This is a genomic window from Herbiconiux sp. FW305-C-125, assembly GCF_058783455.1.
In genome coordinates, this window is sequence record NZ_JBYSYO010000001.1 from 530,513 (window position 1) to 552,894 (window position 22,382).

Annotated in this window: 22 protein-coding genes; 7 read left to right on the top strand and 15 right to left on the bottom strand. The window is 68.8% G+C overall.

Annotation, left to right across the window (positions count from 1 at the left end):
- Window positions 1-5: 5 nt before the first annotated feature.
- Entirely contained in the window at window positions 6-1,301 is a 1,296-nt protein-coding gene (locus AC3WLB_RS02755; RefSeq protein ID WP_492503053.1) for an ABC transporter substrate-binding protein, read from the bottom strand.
- A gap of 201 nt (window positions 1,302-1,502) precedes the next feature.
- Here AC3WLB_RS02755 and AC3WLB_RS02760 point away from each other — a divergent pair, with 201 nt between their 5' ends.
- Window positions 1,503-2,762 (top strand): glycoside hydrolase family 32 protein, encoded by a 1,260-nt coding sequence (locus AC3WLB_RS02760; protein WP_492503055.1) that lies wholly within the window; start codon window positions 1,503-1,505, stop codon window positions 2,760-2,762.
- 7 nt (window positions 2,763-2,769) lie between these two features.
- Here the strand turns inward: AC3WLB_RS02760 and AC3WLB_RS02765 are convergent, their stop codons facing one another.
- Complete coding sequence (locus tag AC3WLB_RS02765) at window positions 2,770-3,486, bottom strand: TetR/AcrR family transcriptional regulator (protein ID WP_492503057.1); 717 nt, start codon at window positions 3,484-3,486, stop codon at window positions 2,770-2,772.
- 86 nt (window positions 3,487-3,572) lie between these two features.
- Between AC3WLB_RS02765 and AC3WLB_RS02770 the strand changes: the two genes are divergently transcribed.
- Together AC3WLB_RS02770 and AC3WLB_RS02775 are read left to right on the top strand one after the other, a co-directional pair.
- Window positions 3,573-4,427: an NAD(P)H-binding protein gene (locus AC3WLB_RS02770; RefSeq protein WP_492503059.1), complete on the top strand. Its 855-nt coding sequence runs from the start codon at window positions 3,573-3,575 to the stop codon at window positions 4,425-4,427.
- 86 nt (window positions 4,428-4,513) lie between these two features.
- A complete protein-coding gene (locus AC3WLB_RS02775) occupies window positions 4,514-4,906 on the top strand; it encodes a DUF7144 family membrane protein (RefSeq protein WP_492503061.1) in 393 nt (130 codons plus the stop codon).
- A 163-nt stretch (window positions 4,907-5,069) separates the two neighbouring features.
- Here the strand turns inward: AC3WLB_RS02775 and AC3WLB_RS02780 are convergent, their stop codons facing one another.
- Entirely contained in the window at window positions 5,070-5,990 is a 921-nt protein-coding gene (locus AC3WLB_RS02780) for a CE1 family esterase (RefSeq protein WP_492503063.1), read from the bottom strand.
- An 80-nt stretch (window positions 5,991-6,070) separates the two neighbouring features.
- Between AC3WLB_RS02780 and AC3WLB_RS02785 the strand changes: the two genes are divergently transcribed.
- Window positions 6,071-6,415 carry a MerR family DNA-binding transcriptional regulator gene (locus AC3WLB_RS02785; RefSeq protein ID WP_492503065.1) on the top strand — a complete coding sequence of 115 codons (345 nt, stop codon included), beginning with the start codon at window positions 6,071-6,073 and terminating at the stop codon, window positions 6,413-6,415.
- 1 nt (window position 6,416) lies between these two features.
- Here the strand turns inward: AC3WLB_RS02785 and AC3WLB_RS02790 are convergent, their stop codons facing one another.
- Together AC3WLB_RS02790 and AC3WLB_RS02795 are read right to left on the bottom strand one after the other, a co-directional pair.
- Window positions 6,417-6,698, bottom strand: coding sequence for an antibiotic biosynthesis monooxygenase (locus tag AC3WLB_RS02790; RefSeq protein ID WP_492503067.1), 282 nt, complete (start codon window positions 6,696-6,698; stop codon window positions 6,417-6,419).
- A gap of 58 nt (window positions 6,699-6,756) precedes the next feature.
- The gene (locus AC3WLB_RS02795) at window positions 6,757-7,362 is read right to left on the bottom strand and encodes a TetR family transcriptional regulator (RefSeq protein WP_492503069.1); all 606 of its coding nucleotides are present in this window, start codon (window positions 7,360-7,362) and stop codon (window positions 6,757-6,759) included.
- Between the two features lie 80 nt (window positions 7,363-7,442).
- Between AC3WLB_RS02795 and AC3WLB_RS02800 the strand changes: the two genes are divergently transcribed.
- The 3 genes from AC3WLB_RS02800 to AC3WLB_RS02810 all read left to right on the top strand — a co-directional run bounded on the left by AC3WLB_RS02800 (window position 7,443) and on the right by AC3WLB_RS02810 (window position 9,356).
- Complete coding sequence (locus AC3WLB_RS02800) at window positions 7,443-8,138, top strand: GOLPH3/VPS74 family protein (protein ID WP_492503071.1); 696 nt, start codon at window positions 7,443-7,445, stop codon at window positions 8,136-8,138.
- A 73-nt stretch (window positions 8,139-8,211) separates the two neighbouring features.
- Window positions 8,212-8,841: a small multidrug efflux protein gene (locus AC3WLB_RS02805; protein ID WP_492503073.1), complete on the top strand. Its 630-nt coding sequence runs from the start codon at window positions 8,212-8,214 to the stop codon at window positions 8,839-8,841.
- A 254-nt stretch (window positions 8,842-9,095) separates the two neighbouring features.
- Window positions 9,096-9,356, top strand: a complete 261-nt coding sequence (locus AC3WLB_RS02810) for a hypothetical protein (RefSeq protein ID WP_492503075.1) — start codon at window positions 9,096-9,098, stop codon at window positions 9,354-9,356.
- A gap of 42 nt (window positions 9,357-9,398) precedes the next feature.
- Here the strand turns inward: AC3WLB_RS02810 and AC3WLB_RS02815 are convergent, their stop codons facing one another.
- The 10 genes from AC3WLB_RS02815 to AC3WLB_RS02860 all read right to left on the bottom strand — a co-directional run bounded on the left by AC3WLB_RS02815 (window position 9,399) and on the right by AC3WLB_RS02860 (window position 22,322).
- Entirely contained in the window at window positions 9,399-9,890 is a 492-nt protein-coding gene (locus AC3WLB_RS02815; protein WP_492503077.1) for a pyridoxamine 5'-phosphate oxidase family protein, read from the bottom strand.
- Between the two features lie 79 nt (window positions 9,891-9,969).
- The gene (locus tag AC3WLB_RS02820; RefSeq protein ID WP_492503079.1) at window positions 9,970-13,323 is read right to left on the bottom strand and encodes a cell wall-binding repeat-containing protein; all 3,354 of its coding nucleotides are present in this window, start codon (window positions 13,321-13,323) and stop codon (window positions 9,970-9,972) included.
- A 115-nt stretch (window positions 13,324-13,438) separates the two neighbouring features.
- Entirely contained in the window at window positions 13,439-14,626 is a 1,188-nt protein-coding gene (locus AC3WLB_RS02825; protein WP_492503081.1) for a Gfo/Idh/MocA family protein, read from the bottom strand.
- A 32-nt stretch (window positions 14,627-14,658) separates the two neighbouring features.
- A complete protein-coding gene (locus AC3WLB_RS02830) occupies window positions 14,659-15,474 on the bottom strand; it encodes an SDR family oxidoreductase (protein ID WP_492503083.1) in 816 nt (271 codons plus the stop codon).
- Window positions 15,474-17,207, bottom strand: coding sequence for a GMC family oxidoreductase (locus AC3WLB_RS02835; protein ID WP_492503085.1), 1,734 nt, complete (start codon window positions 17,205-17,207; stop codon window positions 15,474-15,476). Before AC3WLB_RS02835 ends, AC3WLB_RS02830 begins: the two co-directional genes overlap by 1 nt.
- Window positions 17,204-17,749 (bottom strand): gluconate 2-dehydrogenase subunit 3 family protein, encoded by a 546-nt coding sequence (locus AC3WLB_RS02840; protein ID WP_492503087.1) that lies wholly within the window; start codon window positions 17,747-17,749, stop codon window positions 17,204-17,206. Before AC3WLB_RS02840 ends, AC3WLB_RS02835 begins: the two co-directional genes overlap by 4 nt.
- 25 nt (window positions 17,750-17,774) lie before the next feature.
- Entirely contained in the window at window positions 17,775-18,641 is an 867-nt protein-coding gene (locus AC3WLB_RS02845) for a sugar phosphate isomerase/epimerase family protein (protein ID WP_492503089.1), read from the bottom strand.
- Window positions 18,642-18,712: 71 nt separating this feature from the next.
- A complete protein-coding gene (locus AC3WLB_RS02850; protein ID WP_492503091.1) occupies window positions 18,713-19,780 on the bottom strand; it encodes a substrate-binding domain-containing protein in 1,068 nt (355 codons plus the stop codon).
- 56 nt (window positions 19,781-19,836) lie between these two features.
- A complete protein-coding gene (locus AC3WLB_RS02855) occupies window positions 19,837-20,844 on the bottom strand; it encodes an ABC transporter permease (protein WP_492503093.1) in 1,008 nt (335 codons plus the stop codon).
- The gene (locus tag AC3WLB_RS02860; RefSeq protein WP_492503095.1) at window positions 20,841-22,322 is read right to left on the bottom strand and encodes a sugar ABC transporter ATP-binding protein; all 1,482 of its coding nucleotides are present in this window, start codon (window positions 22,320-22,322) and stop codon (window positions 20,841-20,843) included. The genes AC3WLB_RS02855 and AC3WLB_RS02860 overlap by 4 nt, the downstream gene beginning before the upstream one ends.
- Between the last annotated feature and the right edge of the window lie 60 nt (window positions 22,323-22,382).

Sequence of the window (22,382 nt, forward strand, 5' to 3'; positions counted from 1 at the left end):
GGCGGTCAGCCGCCGATGATGTCTTGCACGTTCGCCTTGGCCTCGTCGAGCAGCTTCTGGTTGTCCGCCCCCGGCACCACGGCCTTCTGGATCATCGGGATGAGCGCCGAGTCCACGATCTCCTGCCACTTCGGGTTGGCCGGCCGCGGGATGGTCGCCTCGGCGTTCAGGGTGTCGACGAGCGGCTTGTAGTTCTCGAAGCCGGGCTCGTTCTCGAACTTCTCGAGAACCGAGATCCGTGACGCCAGACCCAGGTCGGTGTCGACCGACAGGTCGTTGTGGTCATAGGCGTACTGCACGAACTCGAGAGCCTTCTCCTGCTTCGGGGTGCCCGAGGGCACGGAGAGGTACCACGCGCCGGGAACGCCGGCGATTCCGCCCGGTCCGCCGATCATCGTGGTGACCCCCACATTGCCGGAGACCGGGGAGTCGGCGGGAATCTGCTTGTAGGCGTGTGCCCAGAAGCGCATCATCGCCAGCTGACCCTGATTGAAGAGGTTCTGCGAGCCCGCCCAGTCCAGCTGCGCGGCGCCGCTCGGCGCGTAGGGCAGCAGGCTGGTGTAGAAGTCCAGCGCCTTGAGGCTGTCCGCATCGCCGAGCGACACGGTGCCGTCGTCACCCACCACCATGTTCGTCTCGCCGGTCTGCGACAGGGTGGCGAGCCATTCGGTTTCGACGGCGCCCTTGACGTCGGTGCCGTAGACGTCGACCTGGCCGTCCCCGTTCGTGTCCTGCGTGAAGAACTTCGCGATGTCGGCGTACTGTTCCCAGGTCGTGGGCGGGGCGAGGTCGTACCCGTACTGGGCCTTGAAGTTCGCCTGCTGCGTCGGGTCGTCGAAGAGGTCGGTGCGGTAGTAGAGGATCTCGGAGTTGGTCCAGGCGGGCATCCCGACGAACGATCCGTCGACCTGTGCTTCGCTGACCAACGCTGGGAAGAGATCGGATTTCACGTCGTCGGTGAACATCTCGTCGAGCGGGGTGAGCGCCTCGGCGAAGGTCGGCAGCCAGATGGCGTCGAGCGCTGCGACGTCGAACGACAGCGAGCCCGAGCCGAACTCGCTGTTGAGGCGGTTGTAGAGACCGTCGTAGGGCAGCTCGACGAACTCCACCGAGGTGCCGGTGTCCTTCTCGAACTGGTCGGCGATCGGCTGCAGCTCTCCGTGGCCGCCGGCCTCGACGAGAACGGTGATCGAATCGTCTCCGGAGGCAGAGGTTCCTCCTCCGGCGCCGCACCCGGTGAGGGTGACGGCGGTGAGTGCGGCAAGGGCTCCGGCGGCCCCGACGAGGACGCGTCGGGACAAGTGCCGGTGTGTGCGAAGCATCATTACTTCGGCTCCAATTCTGTGCGGTGGTGCGTGATTGCGAGGGTACGCGCCGGGTGGTCCGGCGCCGGTCGCCCGAAGCGACTGTGATGACAATACGTTTTGCCAAAACGTCTTGTCAACTCCATAATTGTCAGAGCACGGCCGCCACCGACGGAGGCCGCAGAAGGAGCCGCCCCCATGACGGACGCGCAGCGACCACGCCCCCGCCTGCATTTCACACCGCGATCGGGCTGGATCAACGACCCCTTGGCGTTGACCTGGCACAACGGTCAGTACCACCTCTTCTTCCAGTTCGTTCCTGATCGCACCGACTGGGCGCCGGACTGCCGCTGGGGCCACGCGACCTCGCCCGACCTGGTCACCTGGAGGGAGCATCCGCCGGCCATCGAGCCGGGCGACGGAGACGGCGGCATCTGGTCGGGGTCGATGGCGATCGACGACGACGGCCGGCCGACGATCTTCTACACGTCGGTACGGGTTCCCGATTTCGGCGTGGGGAGCATCCGCACGGCCACCCCCGTCGACGACGACTGGCTGGTCTGGAGCAAGGGCGAGGTGGTCGTGCCGGCTCCTCCCCTCGATCTCGTGGCCTTCCGCGACCCCTTCGTTCTGCGCGACGGAGATCGTTGGCGGATGCTCGTCGGAACCGCACTCGCCGGCGGAGAAGCCGCGGCGAGCTCGTTCGTCTCCGACGACCTCTCGGAGTGGTCGTACGAGGGCTTGGCCGCCTCGCGCAACACCCGGGAGTCGGAGCCGGTGTGGACCGGATCGCTCTGGGAGTGCCCGCAGATCTTCACCATCGACGGGCGCGACGTGATGGTGACGTCGGTCTGGCAGGACGACGAGCTGTACTACGTCGTCTACGCGATCGGCGCTTTCCGCGACGGCCGCTTCGAGCCGGAGCACTGGGGGCGCCTCACCTATGGCGAGAGCTACTACGCGCCGTCGTTCTTCCGTGATGAAGCGGGGCAGCCGTGCCTCATCTTCTGGATGCGCGGCGTTCTCGACGAGGTCGCCGGACGTGCCAGCGCGCTGAGCGTGCCCCATGTTCTGCGCCTCGACGGCGACACCCTCGTGTCGGCACCTCATCCGTCGGTGATGAGCTCCCTCGAGGGGTACTCCGACGAGACGGATCAGTACCGCCCCACGCGGATCATGCTCGACCACGACGAGGAATGGACGACGACGAACGACACCGACGCCCTTCGGGTTCGCCGCACCAGCGAGAGCGTCGTGTGCACCTGGAAGGACACGACCACCGTCGTTCCCGCGTCGACCGAGCCCGTGACGATCCTCGTCGACGGGGAGACGGTGGAGGTCTTCACCGGCGCGGCCGTCTTCGGCATCGGAGCAGCCTCACGTTTCACCCCGGGCCCGCAACTCGAACTCGAGGGGTCACAGCCGGCACGGCTCGCCGTCGGTTCGCCGCCGGATTGACGCTGATCTACTTCGCAGCCAGCGCCCGATCCAGCCAGTCGGTCATGAGCTGACGCTCCGAGGCGGTGAGCGCGGTGAGTGACGGCGCGATCGCGCGGAACGCGACGGTCGCCGCGACCGTGTCGTCGGGCTCGCGCGAGGGGGTGTCGGTGAGGATCTGCGCCAGCACCGCCTCGAACATCGCCTCCCCCAACCCGGGGTCGCGCTGGTCAGCCGGGGTCGCGAGCAGCGTCTGGACCGCGCCGACCCCGCCCGCCTGCACGAGGCCGAGAGCACGCTGCTCGCTGACGCGGAGGCGCCCGGATTCGGCGACCCGGCGTATCCGCTTCTCCAGCACTCGCCGCCCTGCAGCCGCCGACGGGGAGTTCAGAACGCGACTCGGCTCGCTCAGCAGACGGAAGACATCCGGATTCGCCAGCCCGAACTCCAGCTGCGTCTCCCACCCGGCACGGAGGTCGTCGAGCGGATCGACTCCGTCTGCGGCGGCAGCGTCGACGATTCCCGCCTTCGCCTCGACATAGGTGGTCATCACATGCTCGGCGACCGCCTCGAGCAGGCCGTCCTTGTCGCCGAACAGACGGTAGATGGCGGGCGGTTGCACGCCCGCGGCGACGGCCACGGCACGGGTGGTCACCGCTGAAGGGCCGTGCTCCTTGAGCAGCTGCGCTGCGGCATCGATGATGCGCTCGCGGATGCCTGGTCGCGAATCGAATGCGTCGTCCATGTATCGATGTTATCGCACGCTTGATAACAACGACACTTCCAGTGATACTGTTCACTTGATTCCATCGATAACAAGAACGGATAACCATGATCGTCATCACCGGCGCCACCGGCGCGCTCAACGGCTCCACCGTCGACCATCTGCTCGAGCGGATGCCCGCCGGCCAGATCGCGGTCGTCGCCCGCGACACCGCGAAGGCCGAGCGCTTCGCCGACCTCGGCATCGAGGTGCGCTACGGCGACTACGCCGACCCGGCATCGCTGCCTTCCGCATTCGAGGGAGCGGACCAGCTGCTGCTGGTGTCGTCGAGCGACCCGGCAGCGGATGCGGTCACCCTGCATCGCACCGCCATCGACGCGGCCGTCGCCGCCGGAGCCGGGCGCATCCTCTACACGAGCCACCAGGGAGCCGCGCTGGACACCCCGTTCGGTCCGGGCCGCGACCACGCCGAGACCGAGCAGCTGCTCGCCGACTGCGGCGTGGCGTGGACCTCGTTGCGCAACGGCTTCTATGCCCACAGCCTGAGCTGGCTCACCGGGCCGTGGCGCGAGACCGGCGTCATGGCGGTGCCGGCCGACGGGCCCGTCTCCTGGACCTCACGCGCGGACGAGGCAGAGGCCGCCGCGATCATCATCGCCTCGGACGGCGCCTACGACGGCCCGACCACGCTCACCGCAGCCTCCGCTCCTACTCTCGATGAGGTCGCGGTGATGGCGTCGGAGATTGCCGGGCGAACCATCGCGCGGGTCGTCGTGGACGACGAGGAGTGGGTGGCGAGCCAGGCCGCCGCCGGGCATCCGGAGATGATGGCGCGCTTCACGCTCGGCATGTACCGGGCCGCACGCGAGGGCTTCTTCGCGGGTGTCGACCCGTTGCTCGGCACGCTCCTCGGCCGCGAGCCGCAGTCGGTGCGCTCCATGCTCGACGTCGGTGCAGCGTGAGGGCCGGCCTCCCGTTGGGGATTCAACACCAGTAGGGTGATGCTCGAAACGAGTCGGATCAGGCCGGCTCGAAGAAGGGGGTAGTCGTGCGTCGACCTGGTGGAGTCACTCTCGTGGCCGTGATCGTCTGGATCTCGGGGGCACTGCAGGTGATCGGCGGCGTCATCGGGCTGATCACGGCGCCCACGACGGCCCAGGTGAGCGGGGTCCCCGGGGCGACCGGATCGCTCACCGCCACCGCCATCGTGGCCATCGTGCTCGGCATCATCACCATCATCGTCGGCGCGGCGCTCCTCCGCGGCAGTCAGGTCGCGCGGGTGCTGACGACGATCGTGCTCGCCCTCAACCTCGCCAGCGCCATCTACCTGCTCGTGGCCGTGCCGTCGAGCCTGTGGCAGGGGCTCATCAACGGCGTCCTCGCGCTCCTCGGCATCATCCTGCTCTACACCCGCAGCGCGAACGCCTACTTCCGGCGGTAGCGCAAGGCCACCACGCCACGCCGCCGAGCGACAAGACTCGTCGTCGGGGGCGATTCCGGCTTCGTGGTGCTCGCATCCGTCGAGCGTGACGCTGCCGGAGTCGGGCGCCCCGAGTAACTACCGGAATGAGCGACACCGACCCCGTGTAGCGGGGCAGTCCGTCTCATTTCGGTAGTAATTCGTCATGCCCGGTCTGGTCGAGCGACTCCAGCACGTCGAGCACGAGTTCGTCGATGCCGCGGTCGGTGCCGGTGCGACCCACCACGGCCGGGCCCGGCGTCGGGCCGGGGACGGTGTGGCCACCGCCCTGCACCGCATAGAGGGTGACGGATGCGCGACCCGACTCCCGGTACGCCGTGCGCTCCATGCGGGTGGCCGGCTTCGCGGCGGTGGGACGGTCGGGTCGCGGCCGCGCGGGCAGCAGCTCGACCTCGGGCGCGACCGTGATGCCGTTGCGCCCGGCGAAGTACGCGGCGGTGGCAGGAGCGGACAGCGCCACTCCCCCGACCTTGAACAGGGCGCGCGCCCACCACGCCATCCGCCCGCCCTCGAACGGCACGATGCGGTCGGCGGTTCCCGCCACGAGCACGATCGGGATCGGTCGCTCGACCGGGGCGTCGGAAAAGTCGCCGAGGAACCCGGCTCGGTCGGGCATGGTGGCTGCCACGACCACCGCGCCCGCGAGGAGCTCGGGCGCCTCGTGGAGGAGGCGGAAGACCATCTGGCCACCGTTCGAGTAGCCCACCGCCACGACGGCGCGCCCGTCGACGCGATGCGAGCGCCGCACCGCGTCGACCACCACCCGGGCGAAGGCGACGTCCTCCATCCCGTCGCGCCGCGCCGGGAACGAGCTCTCGGCGCGGGCGTCGTTCCAGTTGCCACGGTAGCCGTCGAGGTAGACGACGACCGCGCGCCCCTCGTCGGCGAGCCGGTCGAGGGCGCCACCGGTGAAGCGGCGGTGTACCTCACCGGTCTGCCGCGAGCCATGGAAGACGAGCACGATCGCGCGATCGGCGGCCCCCTCGACCTCCCCGACGACCGCGAACGTGCGGGAGCGGCCTGCGACCGAGACAGTGGAGAGCATCAGACATCCTTCGTGCGCGGCGTATCTCGCCGGACCACGAACACGCTAAACTCTGACATCATGTCAAGGTCAAACGCGCGATGAAGATCGGCGAGCTGAGCCGCCGCAGCGGGGTGAGCGCTCGGTCGCTGCGCTACTACGAGAAGCACGGCCTCATCGCGGCGCGGCGCGAGTCCAACGGCTACCGCGACTACGACAACGCGATGGTCGACCGGGCCGAGATCATCCACCTGCTCTTCGGCATGGACTTCCCGCGCGAGGTCGTGCACTCGGTGCTGGCCTGCACGGGTGACGCACCGGCGGCCGCCCACGACGCCCTCGCTGAGCAGCTCGTGCACGTGCGAGCGGGCCTCGCCGAGCGCATTGAGCGCCTGACCTCGACGCACCGGCAGGTGGACGACTTCTTGGCGGAGCGCGGGCTCTGAGTCAGAGCACGAGGCCCCGCAGGCTGTCGATCGGATGCTCGTCCCACGTCGTGAAGGGATCGTCGCCGACCTCGGCCATCAGGGCCGGTGACGCAGCCTGCGCGGCCTCGGCCGATTCCCAGAGGGCGATTCCGACGAAGCGCCCCGAGCTGTCGTCGACCACGCCCGTCCAGACCAGTCCGGGCTGGGTACGGGCGACGCGGCTGTAGCGCTGCATCGAGTCGAGCACGGCGGCGCGGTGCTCCGGTCGGGGCGAGTGGAGGGAGACGACGGCGTATGGCATGGCTCATTCGATCACGTCGGGCCGCCCCGCGACAGCCCCCACGTGCCGACTGGCGCGCTCAGCTCGCCGGGCCGGGCGCCGCCGGCAGGTCGAACACGGCGTCGACCGCGAACGCCAGCGTCGCCGCCTGGGCCTCGAGGTAGTCGGCACTATGCGGCAGGGCGCGCTCGATCGAGAGCCCGTCGACGACCGTGAGCAAGAAGTGCGTGCGTCGCGCCGTGTCGCCGGGCGCCAGCGCACCCTCGGCCTCGAGGATGGCGAGCCACGCCCCGACCCGGCGCTCGGCCTGGGCGACGATCACCTCGTAGCCGGCGCGGGCATCCGGAGTCGTGTCGGGCCCCGGGAAGGTCGCGAACAGACTCTGCCAGACCTCGAAGGCGGCGGCTTCGCTGTCGCCGAAGGGCTCGAAGAGACGCCAGAGACATTCGCGCAGGCGTTCGCGCGGCGGCACCGACGTGTCGCGGATGCGCTCGTCGGGCATGGCCGCGTCATAGGTGGCGGTGAGGGCCGCGTTGATGAGGTCGCGCTGCGTGGGGAAGTAGTGGCGCAGCGTGCTCGCCCCGACCCCGGCGTGCGCCGCCACGGCGCGCACGCTCAACCGCTCAGCGCCGTCGCGCATCATCGCCATCACAGAGGCGAGGATGCGGTCACGTGTGCTCTCCACGAAACCTCCCGGGTCGATTCTAGAGGGTCGGTCGACTGTACTAGCACAGTGTGCTAGTACAGTGTGCTAGTCTCTCCTGCATGTCCACAGAACCAGCGCTCGGCGCGCATCCGGACCGGCTCATCGCCGAAGACGTGCTCCTCGTGCTGTTCCAGCCGTCGTCGGGCACGATCGCCGGCGAGAACATCCTCTTCTACGTGCTCGGCGGCGCCGTGCTCGCCGAATTGGCGCAGCGCGGTTCAGCCGTGGTGGAGGGTGCGGGGCTGCGCGGCACCCTCATCCGCGCCGCCGGTGAACGACCCGACGACACCGTGCTCCAGCCCGCCTGGGACCTCGTGTCGGCGAAACCCCGCGGCGTGCAGACCGTTCTGGCGGCGACCGGGCCGACGCTGCGCGCTCCGGTGCTCGACCGCCTGGTGGAGCGCGGCGATCTCGTCCGGGTGCAGAAACGGATGCTCGGACTCATCCCCACCACCGCCCTCCGCCTCGGCAGCACCACCCGCCGCGCCGAGCTCATCGAGGCCATGCGCTCCGTGCTCCTCGACGGCGCGGCGCCCACGGAGCGGATCGCGGCGGTCACAGCACTCGTGTCGGCGAGCGGGGGGCTGCCCGTCCTCGACGCCGAGATCCCGTGGTCGAGTGCCACGGCCACGCGGGCGAAGGAGTTGGAGCTCGGGGATCCCGCGGCGGATGCGGCGGCGGCCGCCGTCACCCGCACCATGACGGCCGTGGTCACCAACGCGCTGGTGGCGTCGATCGTGGTCGCCAACCGGTGACGGCCGTCGTCGTCATTCCACCACCTTCGCCAGGCGAAATGCGCCCGGCCCAATTTCCTTCCTTGGAGAGATCATGGACGTCGTCACCTTCATCCAACAGCTCATGGCCCAGGTGCCCTTCTTCGTGCAGCCCGTCATCGTCGCGGTCGCCGCGATGATCCCGTTCGTCGAGGGCGAGGTGGCCTCCGTGCTCGGCGTGTGGGCCGGGCTGAATCCGGTGGTGGCTGCGCTCGCGGCGGCGGCCGGCAACTTCGCATCGGTCTTCGTGGTGGTGTTCTTCGGAGCGCGCATCCGGGCGGCGATCGTCGCGCGCCGCGCCCGCCGTCGGGCCGCCGGCCAGTCCGTTCCCGCGCGCCGACTCGTGCCGGCCGGGCAGCCCGACATGCCCGGCGAGTCCGACCATCCCGAGCAGTCCGCCGCCGAGCAGTCGTCCGCCGAGCAGTCGCCCGCCGAGCGCGCACCCGAACCCAAGCCCGAGTCGAAGGGCGTGCGGCGGTTCAAGCGCTTCCTGGTGCGTTTCGGTGTGCCGGGGGCGAGCATCCTCGGTCCGCTCGCGATCCCCACTCAGTTCACCTCGGCCATCCTGGTCTCGACCGGTGTGGCGAAACGCTGGGTGCTCCTCTGGCAGGCGGTGGCGATCTCGCTCTGGACCAGCTTCACCACCCTCGTCGCCACCGGAGTCCTGGCCCTCCTCGCCGCCTAGCGTCGAGTCAGGAGGGCTTCGCGATCCGGAATCGTGGTAGTGCTCTGTGCCGATGAGCATCGCGGAGATCGGGCGGGCGACGGAGAACTCCGCGCAGGGAAGGGTCCGGGCCAGCCCAGCGGGAAAGCTCACGCTCCATTCATTCAACCCCGACCACATCCTCGCTCCCGCCATCCGGGATGGCGTCACCGTGGCGGGCGACGCCGCCGCGTTCCGCAGCCGGCTGCGCCGCGGCGCCCGAACGCAGTCAGCGCATGCCGCGCGTTGATCGCGATCCCGCCGTCTTGCACGGGCGGTCTACCACGACGGCGCAATTCGTCGAGGCCGCCGAGATCATCCTCGCTCTGGCCGACGACGAGCTCCGCGACGTGGTCGTCACCCCCGCCGGGCACCTCTCGACCCTCCTGTCACTCAAGACGCGGGCGGGATACGGGCACGACACCATGTCGCCGACGAGCGTTGCGCGGTCTGTGCGCGCCGTGCAGCACCTCGCCGCCGCGGCTCGCGCCGCCTGAGGCCGATGGGCAGCGATTACCTGCTGTCTGCGCGCCCGTCGCTCAGAGCTCGACCTTCTCGTTGTCGATGTCCATGGGGGTTCCCGTGACCTTCGACTTCACGAAGCTGAAGGCCGTCGCGAGCGTGGAGCCCGGCGTGTCCCAGTACTCGGCCGAGTCGGCGTGGACGATCAGCGCGCGGATCGCGGGGTCGGTGCGGCCTCCGGGGAACCAGGCCTCGACACTCGGGTCCCACATCTGGTCGATGTAGCTCTGCTCGGTGGCGAGCTCCGCGTGTCCGGTGAGCGAGACCCACGAGCCGTTCGAGCCGAAAGCCAGGTTCACGACCGGGTTCTTCTCGATGCGGGCGGCCGTCGACGACTCGGCGCTCACCAGAAACCACAGGTCGCCGTCGAATCGATGGTGCTGCTGCTGCATGGCGAACGGCTGCGACACCGGATGCCCGTCGTCGTCGAGCGAGACGATCATGGTGAGGGGGAAGTCGTCGAGCAGCCCGGCGAGGGTCTCGATGTCGTCGGTGTGGTTGTCGGTCATAGGTGCTCCATCCGTCGCGGTGAGGCTCGCCACGCTACGCCCGTTCGGGCTCCCGCGCCCGGCACCGCAGGGCCGACGTTCAGCCGCAGCTGGTGAGCGCCTCCACCCGCGCATCCAGCGAGGCCGGGCCGCCGATCAGCGTCACCTCCGTCACCTTCTGAGCGCGGAGCGCCGCGAGCGTCTCCACCGGGACACAGTCGCTGTGCGCGACGTAGAGCGGTGCTCCGAGCGTGCCGGCCCATGCTGAGCCGGAGAGAGCATCCGGGAACTTCAGCCCCGTCACCAGGAACGCCCGCGAACTCGTCTCGAAGGCGTCGAGGTTGACCGCCGCCGCCACGGCGAACCGGTCGGCCCCGCCGAAACGTTCCACGGTGCGCGACGCCGACGCGAGTCCCTTCTCGACACCCGCCGAGACCGATGCCGGCCCCCCGGCGATCTTGACGGCGCTGACCCCGAGCCTGTTCAGCAATGCCTTCGTCGTCGCGTCGGGTGCCGATGCGCCTCCGTTCACGAGGATCACCGGGCCGTCGACACTGGCGGCCGCGGCCCCCGCGCTCAGCGCGTCGGGGAAGGTTCCGCCGGTGGCGACGTAGGCGGTGCTGACCGCCGTGTCGCCGAAGGCGTACTCGGCCAGATTGCGTGACGCCTCGTACCGATCGGCACCCGAGATGCGTACCGTGTTCTTCTGCAGGGCCGTCAGCTGCGCGAACACGGCGGGAGACACGGAGCTGGGGCCGCCCACGACCACGATCTTCACGGGCGCGAGACGCTGGATCTCCGCTTTGACCATCGGCAGCAAGACCGACGTGTCGGTCAGCAGCAGGGGCGCACCCGCCTTCGCCGCCGCGGGCCCCGCCGACAGCGCATCCGGGTAGTTGGTGCCGGTCACCACGTAGACCACCTGATCGGCCGAGCGGGTGGGGTACGCCGCTTTCGACACGTTGATGGCGGCCTCGTAGCGGTCGGCTCCGGCGACCCGCGTGACCGCGGGCGGCCAGGTGTACGGCGGAACGGTGACCGTGATGGCGATCGTCAGGGGCTCCGACGACAGCCCGTCACTCGTCACGCGCGCGGTCACCGAATCGGGTCCGGAGTAGCCCGCGGCCGGCGTGTAGCGCAGCGACAGCCCGTCGGTGGTGAGGGTGCCGTGCTCCGGCGCCGCGTCGACGAGCACGCTCGCCGCGTCCCCGATGTCCGTGGCCGAAAGAGTGAGCGTCGGCTGCTCCCGCGCAGACCAGGCACCACTCGGCGGCGTGACCTTCGGAAACACCAGGGCGCTCTCGAACTCGAACTCCGCCGCGAACGCCTGATAGTCGGCCGGGTCGATCTCGCGGGTGATCTCCTCGAGGTCGTGCGCCTCGGTGGGCTCGCCTTCGAACGAGAAGACGTTGGCGAAGCTGTCACCGTAGAACCGGGGGTACTCGCCGTTCTGCCCCTGCACGAACTCGAGACTGCCGTAACGCGCCCCGTTCGGCGCCCGCCAGCGCCAGTCGTTGTTGATGGTGTTCTGGCGTGAGTAGTCGATGCGGAAGCTGATCTTCCCGGCCGGATCGCTCGGCGGTGGCACACTCGGCACACCCGTCGTGCTGTACGAGTAGCTCATCACGCTCTGGTACTTCGTGGGCGTTTTGCTGTGCTCGAGGCTCGCGCCTCCGTGCCCGAGCCCGAGGGAGTGACCGAGTTCGTGCACGAAGTTCGACGCCCGCGTCCAGTCGAGGGCGCGCTCGTTCGCGCCGGGATCGAGTTGCCGGTACTGCGATTCCACGGACGTCCACAGCAGGCTGCCGTTGATGATGGCCTGCCCGAGAACCGCCCCGTCGTTCGCGACATCGCCGTCGGTGCGGTCGTAGTTGAGCCACCACTTCACGATCTGCGGCACCCCGTCACCCCCGGCATACGGACTCGCGAGGAAGCCGGTGTACGTGGCGATGCGCTGGAAGTCCTTCTGCGTCTCCTCGTCGACTCCCGACTGGTTCACAAAGTCCTTGGTGAAGGACAGATTGCGGATGAGGGAGGCGGGCGCCGCGTTGCCACTCACGAAATGCAGGTCCACCCCCTGGCCGCCGTTGAGGGGCGACGCGGCGAAGGCGGCGCGGGCGTTGTCGCGCATCCGGTCCGACACCTCGAACCCCTCCTGGTAGTCGCCGTACACGAAGAGGTCGGCGTGCCGCGGGTCGGCGCCGAGCCCCGGCAGATCGAGGAACCCGTTCTTGCCCCAGACCCCGTCGAGCTCCCACTTGTCGGGGATGCCGTCGTTGTCGCCGTCCGGCCATTCCCACCAGTTCGACGCAGCAGCGAAGCCCGACGGCACATTGCGCGGATCGTTCTTGTTCTTGATGCGGAAGAACAGCGTCGACTCGCCGAAGTCGCTCGCGGTCGCGGTGACGACGATGCTCGCTCCCTCGACCGGCACGCTCGTGAAGCGGCAGAGCTGCGACGCCGAGGTGACCGGGGAGCCGGCGAAGTGATCGCAATCGAGGTCGATCCCGCGGCCCTGCACCTGCACGTCGATCGACCCGCGCTGCACGCTGGCGAGGAAGTTGACGGTGTCGGGGGCGATGATGGTGCCGCAGTTCTCGGGCATGGTCGAGGTCCAGACGATGGTCGGATGCTCGTCGGCCGGCGCGCAGCTCACCCCGAAGCTCAAGAAGGTGTGCAGGTTCTCGATGATCGGCTCACGCGACTCCGAGCCGAGCCAGTCGATGTCCATCAACACCGCCAGCCGGCCGGCCGCACCGACGAGGTCGTCGTCCGACCACACGCCGCCCACAGCGATGCTCGCATTGCTGGCGAGCACGTTGCGAGCACTGATGCCCCCGATGCCGAGGATGCCGCCGGGCGAGTCGGGCACGAAGTCCACCAGCACGTTCGGCAGCCTGGTGGCCTCATCGGCCGCGTCCGGGTTGAAGGTGAAGGGTCCGTCGATGTCGCCCTGGTCGCCGATGGTGACGCCACCCCCGTCGACCAGCTCGTTCACCACGCGTTCGACGCTGTCGTTGAGCGGCTCGCAGCAGGGACGCTCCCCGGTGAGGTAGAGGCCTCCGCCGCGCCGCACGAAACCGACGAGGCGCTGTTCGACCGCCTCATCGAAGCTGCCGTAGGCATCCGCGTTCCAGATCTCGGCGTACTGCGCGAGGTCGTCGGGCAGGGTGTCCTCGGTGTCGACGACCGCGCCGAGCTCGGTCAGCGTCGCCGCGAGGTTGTCGCGCTCGTAGCCGTTGTCGCTCGAGCCGAACACCAGCACGGCTGCCCCGGCGGCGCGCGCCGCCTCACCCGAGAGCGGCGCGAGGTCAGTCCCTCCGGCGCTGTCCTCGGGCGTCGGCTGCGGTCCGTCACCCCAGGTCTCGTCGGCGCTGGCGGCACCGGCTCCGCCGAGCACAAGTGCCACCACCACGGCCATCGCCACGCCGGCGCCGCGCGCCCGTCCGATCATGCCCACAGCCGTCCCCCGTTGCGGTCGTCGCGGCTCACCATCCGAGATCCGCCCGCTCACACTAAACGAAGCAGGAGAGCGACCGCCGCCCTCCCTTTCGGGGGCGCGGACCCGCTCAGAGGCCGGTCTCTCCCGCCCACGCGGGCTCGCGGCCCTCGACGAGCTCCACCTCGAACGGCTTCTCGTCGCTCAGCGTCCACTCCGGCAAGTAGATCTTCTCGCCGCCCTGCAGCGCCGACTGGTGCGAGAGGATGCCCGAGCAGGTGATGTTCGCCGCCTGCACGGCGTTCGGGAACGCCTCCTGCTCCCCCGCCACCGCCATGAGCAACGTGTGCGCGAGGTGCGGATGCGATCCCCCGTGGCCTCCGCCCTGCACGAAGGAGCGATGCTCCGACTCCCCCTCGTCGGTGTAGACGCCGGCCGTGGTGAACGACCGGATCTGCTCGGGCAGACGGCTCGCGAAGTCGGGGACCTCGACGCGCTCCGCCTGCTCGCCGAGGTAGACGACGTGCTGGCCGCCCTCGGTCTGCGTCCACTCGAACGACCGGATGGCGCCGTAGGCGTCGAAGCTCTCGCGGTACTCCCGTGCCACCGCCCAGAGGTGCCGCGTCACCTCCGCGCCGAGGTCGGCGTGGAGGAACCGGATGTGCGTCGACTCGATCGCGAACGGCGCACCGTAGGCGCCCTTCATCCGCTCGAACACGGACCCCGAGCCGAGTGCCTGCACCGACTCGGCCTGGTGGCGCCCGAGCGCGAGCGTGGGGCTGATCGCGTGGGTGGCGTTGTACATCGGCGGCATGCCGTCCCAGTACGACGGCCACCCGGTCATGTCCTGGTGGTGCGAGGCGCGCAGGAACTGGAGCTTGCCGAGCTTGCCGCTGCGGTACAGGTCCTGCACGAAGAGGAACTCGCGGCTGTAGACCGTCGTCTCCATCATCATGTAGGTCAGCCCGGTGCGCCGCTGCGCGTCGACGATGCGCTTGCAGTCCTCCACCGACGTCGCCATCGGGATGGTGCACCCCACGTGCTTGCCGGCTTCGAGCGCGGCGACCACGTGGTCGGCGTGGAACTGCAGCGGCGTGTTGATGTGGATGATGTCGATCGCCGGGTCGGCGAGCATCCGCTCGTAGTCGGTGTAGCGCACGTCGACGCCGTAGCGGTCGCCGACCTCGTCGAGCTTCGACTGCGTGCGCTGGCAGATGGCGTACATCTCGGCGTTGGGGTGGCGCTGGTAGATGGGGATGAACTCCGCACCGAATTCCAGGCCCACGATGCCCACGCGGTAGACGTTCTGGGTGGTCATGTTCTCGTCCTCTCTCGCTCCGTCGGAGCTGGTCACTTCTTCGTCTCGCCCGCGTCGACGGTCATGGCGAGCCCGGTCACCCGGCGCGCCTCGTCGGAGAGCAGCCAGGTCACGGCGGCCGTGACGTCGACGATCTCGACGTTCTGCGGAATGAGCTGCCGCTCGCGGAACCCGCTCAGCAACTCCTCGCGGGGGATGCCGTTGAGCTCCACCATCGCGGTGGTCATCTCGGTGTCGATCCCGGCGGGGTGCACCGAGTTGCAACGGATGCCGTGCGGCCCGAGCTCGGCGGCCAGTGCACCGGCGAACCCCACGAGACCCGCCTTCGCCGCCACGTAGTGGCTGAGCCCCGGCACCGGCCTGATCGCCACGCCTGACCCGATCAGCACGACGGATGCGCGTTCCGGCCGCCGCAGCAGGTGCGGCAGCACCGCGCGGCAGGTGTAGAACGCGCCCGACAGCGTGATGTCGATCATGGTGCGCCAGTTCTCGACCGGCAGCTCCCAGGCGTCGTGAAAGCCGTCGGTGATACCGGCGTTCACCACGAGCAGGTCGATGCCGCCGAGGCGCTCGGCCGCAGCATCCGCTGCATCCTGCAAGCCCGCAGGATCGCGCACGTCGACCTCGAAGATCTCGGCGCGACGGCCGAGCGCGCGCACCTCCTCGGCCACCGCATCGAGATCGTCCCTCGTCGCCGTGCGGTACGACGGATGCTCGACCCGCCCCGCGCTCCCCAGATCGAGCAGCGCGACATCCGCTCCCTCCCGCGCGAGCCGGAGCGCATGCGCGCGCCCCTGCCCCCGGCCCGCGCCCGTGACGAACGCGACCCTGCCGGTGAAGCGCCCCATCACGCCGCCTGGGTCAATGCACGGCTGAGCCGCACGCCGTTCGAGGCCAGCAGGTGCTCCGCGCTCAGGTAAGCGAGCGCCTGCACGGTCTGGTTCGGGTTGTAACCGCCGTAGCTCACGAACTGGCCGCCGCCGACCGCGAACAACCCCTTGCACTCGTGCACCTGGCCGTAGACGTCGGTGACCGAAGTCGCCGGATCGAGGCCCATGCGGTGCACGCCGACGTCGTGGGTCGAGAGGTGGTAGGGCGGGCGCGGCGAGTCCATCCAGTACTCCTTGGCGCCCATCTCCTGCGCGATGCGCTCCTTGTAGCGGCCCATCAGGGTCACCGAGTTGGCGTCGTGGTCGTCCCAGTCGTGTGTGATGCGGAGGGCCGGCTGACCCCAGCGGTCTTTCACCACGGGGTCGAGGTCGGCGTAGTGCCGGGCGTAGGGGAAGTTGGTGGTCTGCGAGTACATGCGGTGCATGTGCCGGTAGTTGTCGCGCAGCCAGTGCTTGAACTCGAGCCCGAACTTCTGAACGGCCGGGTTCATGTTGTGGTACGCCTCGATCGGCTGCAGATCACCGGTGACACTGATGATCGGCGAGCCCCAGAGCACGCCCAGATCGTTGTCGGGCACGAGCTCGGAGGTGTAGTCGTCGATGGCGCTGGAGGCGTTGAAGGTGCCGAGGAACGGGTTCGTCGGCTCCGGCAGCACCGAGGTGAACCAGCCGAAGTTGTGGGTCATGAAGTGCTGACCCACCTGCCCGTTGGAGTTGATGCCCGAGATGAGCATCAGACGCACGTTCTCGAGCGCATACGCCGTGAGCACGACCGTGTTGGAGTACACGTCGTGGGTCTCGCCGCGCGCGTCGACATAGGTCACCCCGGTCACCTCGCGGCCGTCGGCCGAACGGTTGATGTGCAGCACCCGGCTCCGCGCGCGCAGCTCGAGGTTTCCGGTGGCCTTCGCCTCCGGCACCGAGGTAACCTGCGTGGTGGACTTCGCCTTCACGTGGCACGGGAACCCGTGGCAGAAGCCGCAGTTCACGCAGGCCGGCCGCCCGCGGTACTCCTCCGAGTTGATGGCGAGCGGCTGGCGGAACGGGTGCAGACCGAGGCGCTTGGTGGCCTCGACCCACGGCACGTCGCCCGGCCCCTGGGTGACCGGGGGCATCGGATAGTCGCGGGCGTGCGGCGGATCGAACGGATTCCCGCCCTCCTGCAGCACGCCGTCGATGTTGCCCGCGCGGCCCGACAGACCCTGCTCCTGCTCGACCCGCTCGTAGTAGGGCTCGAGGTCGGCGTAGCTGATCGGCCAGTCGGCCAGCGACGACCCCTCCGGCAGCGCGGCCTCGCCGAATCGCTCGGCGATGGCGGAGCGCATCCGGAAGTCCGCTTCGCGGAACCGATAGGCCGCACAGCCCCAGTGCAGGGTGCCGCCGCCGGTGCCGATCGATGGCAGGCCGTAGAGCGGCTCGTCCGTGCCGAGGGCGCCCGCCGACCAGGGCAGCACGCGCGCCGTGGTCGTCTCGTTCGGCCGCCAGGTGACCGGGTCGACGTTCACGCCCGCGACGATCGCGCCGCGCTGGTAGTAGCGCAGCTCGTCCTGCTTCACCAGGAAGTCGTCCTGGGTGTAGTCCGGGCCCTTCTCGAGGGCCAGCACGTGCGCGCCGGCTTTCGTGAGCTGCTCGGCGATGATGCCTCCCGCCGAACCCATGCCGACGACGATGGCGTCGAATTCTTCTCTCATCGCGCGCTTCCGATCCGTGAGTAGAGGTCTTTGACCGTGAGGATGGGGATGGTGGCGGAGTCGACGCCGGGGCGCATCTGCTCCGGCGTGTAGCCCCACTGGGCGCCGGGGAAGCCGACCAGCTTCCAGCCGACGACTTCGCGGTTGCCGCCGTACGCCGGATCGCCGAAGAATCCCTGCACCGTGTGCTCCCGCACGATGCGGAAGAACTGGCCGAGGAACGCCTCGGGATCCGTGCGGCTGACTTCGTCGAGCGTGACCACGATCCCGAGCTGCTGCTCCTCGTCGAGCTCCAGGAACGGGGCGCCGGAGGTCTCGACGGAGAACACGTCGAGTTCGGCGAACCCCTCCCGGTAGACCGGCTGGAGGTCGCGCAGGAAGCCCGACAGCGCCCGGTCGATGTACTCGGTCACCCCGGCCTCCCACGCGCCGGGCGAGTCCGGCTCGGAGGGGATGATGTGCCCGACGAGCGCTTCGACCGTCGCGGCCTCCCTCACGTTGAGGAACAAGAGTGCGAAATCGTTGGAGAACGTCGACTCCATCGTCACCACTGCCTTTCGGGTCTCGTCACGCGCCGGTGTTCGCGTCCGCCCGTGCGGCGAGCTTCTGCTCGACCAGGGGGCGCAGGTACTCGATCGAGGTGCGGGCGTCCTCGTCGGGCTCGATGCCACGACGGTGGAAGCCGGTCTCCATCGTGAGGAAGCCGTCGAACTTCACGTCGATCAGCGCGTCGACGAGCGAGGGGAAGTCGCCGACGCCCGAGCCGGGGGGAAGCCGGTCGTTGTCGGAGATGTGGATGTGCTTGAGGTTCTCGCCCATCTTGTAGGCGTAGTCGCTCAGCACCTCCTTGTTGTACATGACATGGAAGGTGTCGAACATGAGCTTCACGTTCGGCCGGTTGACGTCTTCCATCAGCTCGATGGCGTCGTCGGCGCTCATGCAGAGGTTGGTGTCGTGCGAGGTGGGCTCGATCACGAGGGTCACGCCGGTGTGGGCGATCGCGTCGGCCACCTCGGTGAGCACCTCGCGGCTCCAGGCCCAGGCCTGGCGGCGGGTGGTGCCGAAGATGATCCAGCCCGGCAGGTAGATGAGGGTCTTGCCACCCCATTGCGCGGTGATCTCGGCGAGCTCCTTGTAGTGCTCGACGGTGGCGCGACGCTCCTCGATGTAGGGCGAGGCCGGGTTGTTGCCCGGGCCGCCCGAGGGAGCCGGCAGCATGCTGGAGAGCTGGATGCCGTGCTCGTCGAGCAGCTCACGCACCTGCTTGCGCCGGTCGGCGCCGAGGTGCGGCGGGTAGGCGTGGGGCGCGGCGGCGCCGATCTCGATGCCGTCGTAGCCGAGGCCCGCGATCCGCTTGATCGTCTCGTCGAGAGTGTACGCCGGAACCCAGACGAAGAAGCTGGAGTAGGCCCAGGTGTTGTAGGAGATCTTCATGATGTCTTTCCTTTCAGAGGGAAGTCGGGGTGGGCCGGATGCGCCGCGTAGCGCATCCGGCCCGGTCGCGATCACTGGGGGGCGCGGCCGATGTAGTCGTCGACGTTGTCGGCGTTGATGAGGGTGGAGTCGAGCACGATGCGCTCGTCGATGGGCTCACCGGCGCAGAGCTTCGCGGCAGCGATCGTGGCTTCCTTCACAACCAGCGGATAGCCGACGGTTGCGGTGTAGTCGCCGGCCTTCACCATGTCGAGGGCGCCCGACTCACCGTCGATGCCGTAGACCTTGATCTCGCCCTCACGACCGGCTTCCTTGATGGCCTGGATCGCGCCGAACGACATCTGGTCGTTGTGCGTGAAGACGGCGTCGATCTGGCCCGACGGGAAGCGCTGGAGGAAGTCCTCCATCACCTTCAGCCCTTCGGCCCGGTCGTAATTCGCCGTCTGGCTCGCCACGATCTCGACCTTCGAGCCCTCGATGGCCGTGCGGAAGCCGTTGCCGCGATCGATCGTCGGCGAGGCGCCGAGGCTGCCGGCGAGCTCGACGACCTTCGCGCCGTCGGGGAAGTCGGAGACGACCGCCTCGCCGCTGACCTGGCCGGCCTCGACATTGTCGGAGCCGATGTAGGTGGAGACGGTGGTGTCGACGGCCCGGTCGGCCGCGATGACCTTGATGCCGGCCGCGGTCGCCCGGTCGACGGCACCGGCCAGGGCCGCCGCGTCCTGAGGCGAGATGATGAGCACCTTGATCCCCTGCGCGATCATGTCGTCGACCTGACCGGACTGGGTCGTCGCGTCACCCTGGCCGTCGCTGACCGTGACCTTCATGCCGGGGAAGAACGCCTTCGCGAACTCGGGGATCTGCTTGGTCGATTTCGCGCCGTACGGGAACGAGGCGCTGCTCCACGAGACGCCGACCGGGCAGTCGATCGACGCGGGGTCGGCCTTGAGCGTGAGCTGGCTCTGGCATTCCTCGCCGCAGTAGATGCTGGGGGCGAGTTCATCGCCCACCTGCTCGTTGACCGACGTGGGGCTGGTGGACCCCGTCGACGTGCATCCGGCGGTCAGCAGTGCGACCGAACCGGTGATGGCGGCGAGGGCGAGCCAACGTGCTCTGGTCTTGTTCAGGGCGTGCATCATTGCACCTTTCTCTTGGTGGTGGTGGTGGGTGGAGTGACGACAGACGATCGGATGCGTTATTTGCGCGGCGCGAGCGGCTTGCGTTCGCGCAGCCGGCGGCGGGTGGCTTGGACGGCGACCAGCACGGCGATGACGATGACGGCGCCCTTGACGATCTGCTGATCGAACGGCGAGATGCCGATGAGGTTCATCACGTTCGAGAGCACAGCGAGCAGCAGGGCGCCGAACACCGTGCCGACGGCGCCGCCGGTGCCGCCCATCAAGCTCGTTCCGCCGATGACCACCGCGGTGATCGCATCGAGGTTCGAGAGACTTCCCGCCGTTGGGTCGCCGACGCCGAGGCGAGACGCCGTCATGACGCCGGCGAGTCCGGCGCAGAGCCCGCTGATGGCGTAGGCCATCACGAGGGTGCGCTTGGTGCGCACTCCCGAGAGCCGGGCAGCCTCGAGGCTGCCCCCGATCGCGTACACGTAGCGGCCGAAGGCGAGGTAGCGGAGCGCCAGGATGCCGATGACCGCCACGATCAGGAACACCAGGAACGGGCCCGGGATGCCGAAGACGTTGCCGCTCCCGATCACGCGGAAGATCTCCTCGGTGTTGCTGAACTGCTGCGGACCGCCGTTCGTGAGCCGGAGCGACAGACCCTGGATGGCCACCATGGTCGCCAGGGTCATGATGAACGGCTGGATGCCGAGCACCGCCACACCGAGTCCGTTCAACACGCCGACGGCGAGCCCGACGATCAGGGCGATGACCATGGCGAGCGGGACGACCATCCCGTTGTTGATGAGCAAGGCGGTGGTGACACCGGAGAGCGCGAGGATCGATCCGACACTCAAGTCGATGCCCCCGGTGAGGATGACGAAGGTCATGCCGATGGCGATCACGCCGACGATGGCCGATTGACGCCCGACGTTCAGGAGGTTGTTCGGCTGGAAGAAGGCCGGCACGAAGATCGCCACCAGAACCACGGCGCCGACGAAGATCGCGATGGGCAGCCAGTTGCTGCGCAGCCGCATCGAGAACGTGTTCAGTGCGCCCCGGCCGGGTGCGGTGGTGCTCATTGCTTTCCTCCTACTGCGTGGAACATGATCGACTCCTCGGTGGCGGTCGCCCCGTCGAGCTCGGCGGCGATGCGGCCGTGGTACATGACGAGGATGCGGTGGCTGAGGGCGAGCACCTCCGGGAGCTCGGAGGAGATCACGATCACCGCGCGACCCTGCTCGCAGAGCGCCTGGATGAGTTCGTAGATCTCCTGTTTGGCGCCGATGTCGATGCCGCGGGTCGGCTCGTCGAGGATGAGCACGTCGGCACCCGCCTCCAGCCATTTCGCGAGCACGACCTTTTGCTGGTTCCCCCCGGAGAGGGTGCCGACCGGTGCGGTGACGTCGCCCGCCTTGATGCGGAGCTTCGTGACGTAGTCGGCAGCGGTGCGACGGTCCGCGCCGGGGTGGGAACGGGCCGCCCCACGCTTGAGCATCCGAACGATCGGGATGTTCGCGGCCGTGGACAAAGCGACGAACAGTCCCTGGGTCTTGCGCTCCTCCGGCACGAGTCCCAAGCCGGCCCGGATCGCCCGCAGCGGATTGGTGATGGACGTCGCCGTGCCATGCACCTTCACCTCGCCGCTCGTGATGCGGTCGGCGCCGTAGATGGCCCGCGCGAGCTCGGTGCGGCCGGCACCACGGAGCCCGGCGATGCCGACCACCTCGCCGGCGCGCACGGAGAACGAGATGTCGTCGAGCACGCCGGCTCGCGAGAGGTTGGTCACCTCGAGCGCGACGTCGCCGAAGGTCTGGTTGACGGCGCGGGGGGCGCGCGTGAACTCCCGGCCGACCATCTTCGACACGAGCTCGTCGTGATTGGTCTCCGAGATCTTTCCCACGCCGCTCAGCGCGCCGTCCTTCAGCACGACGTAGCGGTCGGCCAGGCCGAACACCTCTTCCAACCGGTGGGAGACGAAGATCACACTCACGCCGCGTTCCTTGAGACCGTGCACGAGGGCGAGCAGGTGATCGACGTCCTCGCCGCCCAGCACCGCGGTGGGCTCGTCGAGGATCACGATCTGAGCCCGGCGGTGGAGCGCCTTCGCGATCTCGAGCATCTGCTTCTCGGCGATGCCGAGCTGACGCACCTTCGCGGTGACGTCGACCGAGAGGCCCAGGTCCTCGAGAAAGGCCGCGGCCTCCTTATTGGCCGCGCGCCAGTTGATGATGCCCTTGCCCGGGTAGGCCCCGAACAGCAGGTTCTCGGCCACGGACAGGTCGGGGAAGAGGCTGAGCTCCTGGTACACCGTCGCGATACCGAGCTGCTCGGCCGCGGCTGGTCCGGTGATCGTCGCGGGTTCGCCGTTGACGAAGACCTCTCCCGTGTCCGGGGCGTGCGCCCCCGAGAGGATGCGGATGAGGGTCGATTTGCCGGCGCCGTTCTCGCCGATCAGGGCGACGACCTGGCCCGGTTCGATCCCGAAGCTCACGTCCTGCAGTGCCTGCACTCCCAAGAAGTGCTTCGAGAGGCCCTTCACCTCCAAGCGGAGTGTCATCTTCGACCTCTTTCTTTCTACAACCGACGATGGCTGGTCATTTCTTGAGCGCTCACTTAC

Bases quoted from the DNA above. Each gene is read 5' to 3' on its own strand.
- AC3WLB_RS02845 (WP_492503089.1), bottom strand. From the start codon at position 18,641: ATGAAGATCTCCTACAACACCTGGGCCTACTCCAGCTTCTTCGTCTGG.
- AC3WLB_RS02800 (WP_492503071.1), top strand. From the start codon at position 7,443: ATGTCCACAGAACCAGCGCTCGGCGCGCATCCGGACCGGCTCATCGCC.
- AC3WLB_RS02805 (WP_492503073.1), top strand. From the start codon at position 8,212: ATGGACGTCGTCACCTTCATCCAACAGCTCATGGCCCAGGTGCCCTTC.
- AC3WLB_RS02855 (WP_492503093.1), bottom strand. From the start codon at position 20,844: ATGAGCACCACCGCACCCGGCCGGGGCGCACTGAACACGTTCTCGATG.
- AC3WLB_RS02785 (WP_492503065.1), top strand. From the start codon at position 6,071: ATGAAGATCGGCGAGCTGAGCCGCCGCAGCGGGGTGAGCGCTCGGTCG.
- AC3WLB_RS02810 (WP_492503075.1), top strand. From the start codon at position 9,096: ATGCCGCGCGTTGATCGCGATCCCGCCGTCTTGCACGGGCGGTCTACC.
- AC3WLB_RS02850 (WP_492503091.1), bottom strand. From the start codon at position 19,780: ATGATGCACGCCCTGAACAAGACCAGAGCACGTTGGCTCGCCCTCGCC.
- AC3WLB_RS02760 (WP_492503055.1), top strand. From the start codon at position 1,503: ATGACGGACGCGCAGCGACCACGCCCCCGCCTGCATTTCACACCGCGA.
- AC3WLB_RS02765 (WP_492503057.1), bottom strand. From the start codon at position 3,486: ATGGACGACGCATTCGATTCGCGACCAGGCATCCGCGAGCGCATCATC.
- AC3WLB_RS02820 (WP_492503079.1), bottom strand. From the start codon at position 13,323: ATGATCGGACGGGCGCGCGGCGCCGGCGTGGCGATGGCCGTGGTGGTG.
- AC3WLB_RS02835 (WP_492503085.1), bottom strand. From the start codon at position 17,207: ATGAGAGAAGAATTCGACGCCATCGTCGTCGGCATGGGTTCGGCGGGA.
- AC3WLB_RS02840 (WP_492503087.1), bottom strand. From the start codon at position 17,749: ATGGAGTCGACGTTCTCCAACGATTTCGCACTCTTGTTCCTCAACGTG.
- AC3WLB_RS02780 (WP_492503063.1), bottom strand. From the start codon at position 5,990: ATGCTCTCCACTGTCTCGGTCGCAGGCCGCTCCCGCACGTTCGCGGTC.
- AC3WLB_RS02770 (WP_492503059.1), top strand. From the start codon at position 3,573: ATGATCGTCATCACCGGCGCCACCGGCGCGCTCAACGGCTCCACCGTC.
- AC3WLB_RS02815 (WP_492503077.1), bottom strand. From the start codon at position 9,890: ATGACCGACAACCACACCGACGACATCGAGACCCTCGCCGGGCTGCTC.
- AC3WLB_RS02860 (WP_492503095.1), bottom strand. From the start codon at position 22,322: ATGACACTCCGCTTGGAGGTGAAGGGCCTCTCGAAGCACTTCTTGGGA.
- AC3WLB_RS02825 (WP_492503081.1), bottom strand. From the start codon at position 14,626: ATGACCACCCAGAACGTCTACCGCGTGGGCATCGTGGGCCTGGAATTC.
- AC3WLB_RS02790 (WP_492503067.1), bottom strand. From the start codon at position 6,698: ATGCCATACGCCGTCGTCTCCCTCCACTCGCCCCGACCGGAGCACCGC.
- AC3WLB_RS02830 (WP_492503083.1), bottom strand. From the start codon at position 15,474: ATGGGGCGCTTCACCGGCAGGGTCGCGTTCGTCACGGGCGCGGGCCGG.